Origin of the sequence: Pseudorhizobium marinum (assembly GCF_000705355.1) — a bacterium.
GTDB lineage: Bacteria > Pseudomonadota > Alphaproteobacteria > Rhizobiales > Rhizobiaceae > Neorhizobium > Neorhizobium pelagicum.
Map to the genome: position 1 here is coordinate 1 of NZ_JMQK01000052.1, position 5,672 is coordinate 5,672.

Consider the following 5,672-nt stretch of genomic DNA (forward strand, 5'->3'; position numbering starts at 1 on the left):
CCTCGACCGCCGAAATCGGAGAGCCTGCATCGGCCCATTGGAGATGTGATTTCCGCCGTCGCCTCCATGGATATAGTGATCTTGCCATTTGGGGGCGAAGGACGCGGCTTAGTCAATTCTGCTCATCTCCAGTTCGTCGCAGAAATGGTTCCGCCTGGTGATCGGCGGACAGACGTCTCTCGCAAGTTCGGGGAGCAACTCGCGAGCAATAGGATTTATTTAATAGACCGAGGTCACTGTGGGGCACGTATTGATGCTTGACGTTTTGCAAAACCGGACGACCATAAATGCTTATAGGTTCATTCAGTGACAAACAACCTGCAACACATGGCAGAGCCTTTCCAGCCGTTGGTGCAGCAATGCATTTCAATCGACCTAGAAGTTGATCCTGCAACCGCAACCATCTTTGCCTTTGCGGCGGTGCGCGATGATGCTCGTCCCGCGATCCTGGCAAAGAGGCGGGATCTTGCGGCAGGCCTTGACCAACTGGAAGCGGAAGCAACCGGAAGCGTGCATCTGCTCGGCCACAACATACTTCGGCATGACTTGCCTCATCTGCTCGCAGCGCGGCCTGGGCTGGCGAAAATTCTTCGGTCGCCAATCGACACTCTATGGCTCAATCCACTCGCATTTCCGCGCAATCCCTACCACCACCTGGTCAAGCATTATCATGACGGGCGCCTGCAAGCCGGCCATGTCAACGATCCGGAACTGGATGCGCGACTGGTGTTTCAGGTGCTGCGCAATCAACTGACAGCTTTGAGGCAGCAGAACGCCGACCAGCCCGATGCCATTGCAGCCTTTCATTTTCTTACGACGAGAATGGAGAACCCAGGTGGGTTTGACGCGGTGTTTTGGGAGGTTCGCGGAGCTCCTACGCCCCAGACTCTTGTGGCAAAAGAAGCGATTTCCCGGCTCTTGGCTGCGCGCGCCTGTGAGCGGCGACTAGATCAGACGCTGAACCGCCTTTCCAACCCACAGCTCGGGTGGCCGATGGCGTATGCTTTGTCCTGGATCTTGGTCGCGGGCGGGGATTCCGTCATGCCGCCCTGGGTACGGGCGCAGTTTCGCGAGGCTGCGCTGATCGTGCGGCACCTCCGCGACACCAATTGCAATAGTCCGCATTGCACCTGGTGTAGTGAGAAGAACGACCCGGTCCGCGCGCTGTCGCGCTGGTTTGGCTTCGATGCATTCCGAGCGCAGCCGGTGGATGACATGGGCCGCCCCCTGCAGGAGCGGATCGTCGATGAAACGATGCGCGGGTCGTGCGTCCTCGGCATTCTGCCGACCGGCACCGGCAAATCGGCCTGCTATCAGATTCCCGCTCTGTCCAAGTTCGACAAGACCGGAGCGCTGACGGTGATCATCTCGCCGCTGGTCGCTTTGATGGCCGATCAAGTCCAGGGCATGGCGCGGGCAGGAATTTCCTCAGCCGTAACCGTCAATGGAATGCTCTCGATGCCCGAGCGGCAGGATGCACTGGACCGTGTGCGCATGGGAGAGGCGGCAATGCTGCTGATCTCGCCGGAGCAATTGCGCAGCAACTCCGTCCGGTCGGTTCTGGCACAGCGCGAGATCGGGCTGTGGGTCCTGGACGAAGCGCATTGTGTGTCGAAATGGGGCCACGATTTCCGACCTGACTACCGCTATGTCAGCCGCTTCATCAACGAAACCTCGGGCGATGAAGCACCTGCCCAGGTGCTCTGCCTGACCGCCACCGCCAAGCCCGAAGTGGTGCGTGACATCCGAGAGCATTTCCACTCACGCCTTGGACGCGAACTTTTGGTGCTGGACGGTGGTGCGCTGCGCACCAATCTGAGTTTCGAGGTCCGGCCGACGCAGCGTGGCACCAAGCTGGCTGACATCCTCGATGTGATCGAGGCCAAGCTGCCACGCGATGGCGCTTCAGGTGCCGTGGTCTATTGCGCTACGCGCAGCGAGACGCAACGCGTCGCCGAGTTCCTCAAGCAGCAGGGTCTTTCGGCGGAGCGGTTCCACGCCGGGCTGCCGCCTGAGGAGAAGCGCGACATTCAGGAACGATTTCGCGTCGGCGAACTACGGATTATCGCTGCGACTAACGCTTTTGGCATGGGCATCGACAAGCCTGATATCCGACTGGTGGTGCATGGCGACATTCCCGGATCACTGGAAAACTACCTGCAGGAAGCCGGACGAGCGGGCCGCGACCGCGCTCATGCCGATTGCGTGCTGCTCTTCGCCGAAGAGGACGTCGAGCGCCAGTTCTCACTTTCTGCCAGGTCGCGTCTAGCTCGGCACGAAATCGGCGCGATCCTGAAGGCTCTGCGGCAGCTTGACGAGCGGACGAAAAAGACCGGAACCGTGGTCGCTACCTCGGGCGAAGTCGTGCGCGCTGAACGCGATCAGGAATTCGAACGTGACAACATTACCGACGACAGCAGGGTGAAGACCGCGGTGTCCTGGCTGGAGGAGGCCAAGTTGCTGAGCCGTGAGGAAAACAAGGTTCAGGTCTTCCCCTCATCCCTCAGGATCCGCAATCTGGAAGAAGTCGAGGCGATCCTGACGAGAGCCGCGATCACTGGAACACGTCGCAAGCAGCTTTCGGATATCACTCGCCACTTGATGAACGCGCCGCCCGATCAGGGCATTTCCACGGACGAGCTGGCCGGGATCAGCGGATTGACAGGGGGTATGCTGAACAAGGCGCTGGCCGATCTCGAGGCGCTCGGAATCGCTCGCAATGACGTCGTGGTCACGATCTTTGTCCATGTTGCGGTCGAGGGGCATTCGCAGCAGCGACTGGCGCAGGCCGCGCGGCTTGAAACGGCGATGACCGCCCTCATGCGCGAAGCCGCCCCCGACGCCGAAGGTGCCGAAGGCATTCCTCTGCATCTCGCCGAGACCTGTCAGGCACTCCGCAATCAGGGGCATAGCGCAGTGCGACCCGACATTGTGGAAAAGTTGCTGCGGAGCATGGGCCGCGACGGGCGCGATCAGGACGGTGGAAAGGGCAATCTGCGCCTACGCAAGGCTTCGCGCAACACGTTGTTGGTTACCCTGCAACGGTCCTGGCAGGCGTTGGAACAGACCGCAAGCCTGCGGCAGCAGGGTGCCGAACTGTTGCTAGGGCACTTTCTCGGCAGGTTGCCAAAGGGCAGCCGCGGCAAGGATATCCAGGTCGAAACCACGATGGGTGATCTGCTCTCCGCCTTGACAGGAGACGCGCTGCTGCGCGGCAGCGGCATTCAGGACATGACCAAACTGATGGAGCGCGCACTTCTGTGGCTGCATGAGCAGGAGGTGGTAACGCTGGGCAAAGGGCTGACGATTTTCCGGCAGGCGATGACGGTCCATTTGAACCCCTCGGGCGGCAAGTTCACCGTGAAGGATTTTACACGCCTAGAGGAACACTACGCCGAGCAGACCATCCAGACCCATGTCATGGCGACCTATGCCGAAAAGGGTCTTGCTGCGATGGATCAGGCACTGCGGCTGTCCGAGGATTACTTCGTGCTGGAGCGCGACAGTTTTCTGCGTCGCTGGATGCCCGGCAAGGGCGGTGAGATCCGGCGTCAAACCACCGGCAGCTCCTGGAAAGCGATCGTTGAGGCGCTGAAGAATCCAGTTCAGCAAGAGATCGTCGCCGACGACCGTGAGCAGACAAGCGTCTTGGTCCTGGCAGGACCGGGATCGGGCAAGACGCGCGTTCTTGTGCACCGCATCGCCTACCTAATCCGAGTCCGCCGCGAGGACCCGCGCGGCGTCCTTGTGCTGACCTACAACCGCCATGCCGCCGCCGAGATACGCATCCGGCTGCGGCACCTGATCGGCGATGACGCGAATGCGGTGACCATCTCCACTTGCCACGCCCTCGCGATGCGATTGGTGGGCGCGAGCTTTGCTGGAACTTCGAACGGGACCTCCCACGACTTCGACGGGATCCTCTTGGAGGCAGTGCGCCAGTTGAACGGCGAGGGACTCAGCAAGACCGAGGCCGAGGCACAACGCGATACGCTAATTCAGGGCTATCGCTGGATGTTGGTGGACGAGTATCAGGACATTGGCCCTGAGGAATATGCATTGATCTCTGCCATTGCAGGCCGCTCACTGGACGATAAGGAGCTTCGCCTCAGCCTGTTTGCGGTGGGCGACGACGATCAGAACATCTATGCCTTCGCTGGGGCATCCATCCGCTTCATCCGCCAGTTCGAGGCCGACTACAATGCACGACCGGTGTTCCTGATCGAGAACTATCGCTCGACCGGCCATATCATTGCGGCCGCCAACGCAGTCATTGCGCCAGCCTCGGCCCGTATGAAAGCCGGTCACAGCATTGCCATCGATCGCAAACGCAGCACGGTGCCGCCAGGCGGAGAGATGGCGGCGCTCGATCCTGTGGCCCGTGGGCGGGTGCAAGTCCTGGAGTGCCCATCCGGCGATGTGGCGCAGGCGATGACCGCAGTTGATGAACTCGTCCGCCTATCGCGCCTTGATCCGGAGTGGAGTTGGTCGCGTGCGGCGGTCATCGCTCGTGACTGGCGACGGTTGGATGCGGTGCGCGCTTATGCCGAGACGCTGGGCATTCCGGTGGAGATGGCAAATGAGAGCCTGCCTAGCATCTGGCGTCTGCGCGAAATGCAGCAGTTCATCGACCTCCTGCGTCGCGAGACCACACGTTTGCTGGGCGTCCGTGACCTGGTAGGCATGCTGAACGCGATACCGTCCAACCGCTGGACGGACCTGATCGGCGAAGGCGTCGCCGCGCTGGCGAAAGAGCTTGCGAGCAAAACCATGCCCGTGCCTGACCTCGTCGAGTGGTTCGCTGAGTGGGCTCATGATGCGCGAGGCGATCAGCGCGGACTGCTGCTGCTGACGGCGCATCGATCGAAGGGCCTGGAGTTTGACGATGTCGTCATTCTGAATGGCGGTTGGGACAGGCCCTCTAAAGGCGAGGATCCCGATGCACCGCGCCGCCTTTTCTATGTCGCCATGACCAGAGCGCGACGTAGCCTTGCCATCATTGCCGAAGGACAGCCTACGTTCGTCCCGCACGGCGAAGAGTATGTGCTGCACCGCCCCGCGCCAGCTATCTCTAGTGCCGTCGATCTTCCGCTTGCGATTTACCAAGTGCCGAACCTCAAGACTGTGGACCTGTCGTGGGCTGGGCGTCTCGGGCCGAATCATCCTTCACTTCTCGCAATCTCAGCGGCAAAGGCAGGAGACCCACTTCAGATCGTGCGCGATGGCCCAATTTGGATAATGCAGGATGCTCGGGGACAGGCTCTTGGACGCATGGCCAAAAGCTGGTCACCTCCCGAAGGCCTCAACTTCCTCCGCGGCGAGGTCGGCGCCATCGTACGCTGGCGCAAGGCCGACAATCAGGAAGAGTTCCGGGTGCACCTTCATCGAGATATTTGGGAGGCGGTTGTACCGGAGCTTGTATTCGGCTGATGGCTTACTTTCGCGAACGGCGGATCAGTCGGGACAACTTCGCTTGACGCTATGCGATGTGGCGTCATCGCAGATAGTGGATGTCCTTTTCCTGCCGCGGGCAAACGTGGATGCTACTTCTAAGTCCTGGCCATGGACTTCGATCGACAGGATAGCAGTCGGAAGACATCAACACCTCCCAAATAACCAAACTTAATACGGCGTTTGATGACGTCCAGTCCTGAAAGTGTAGCACTGTCTGG

The 5,672-nt window shown here is 60.4% G+C and carries 1 protein-coding gene; it reads left to right on the forward strand.

Features of this window, described 5'->3' with window-relative positions:
* The first annotated feature begins 327 nt into the window (after window positions 1-327).
* Window positions 328-5,430 (forward strand): RecQ family ATP-dependent DNA helicase, encoded by a 5,103-nt coding sequence (locus EO99_RS0125185; RefSeq protein ID WP_029621298.1) that lies wholly within the window; start codon window positions 328-330, stop codon window positions 5,428-5,430.
* The last annotated feature ends 242 nt before the right edge of the window (window positions 5,431-5,672 follow it).

Coding starts and splice junctions, on each gene's coding strand:
- EO99_RS0125185 (WP_029621298.1), top strand. CDS start 328: ATGGCAGAGCCTTTCCAGCCGTTGGTGCAGCAATGCATTTCAATCGAC.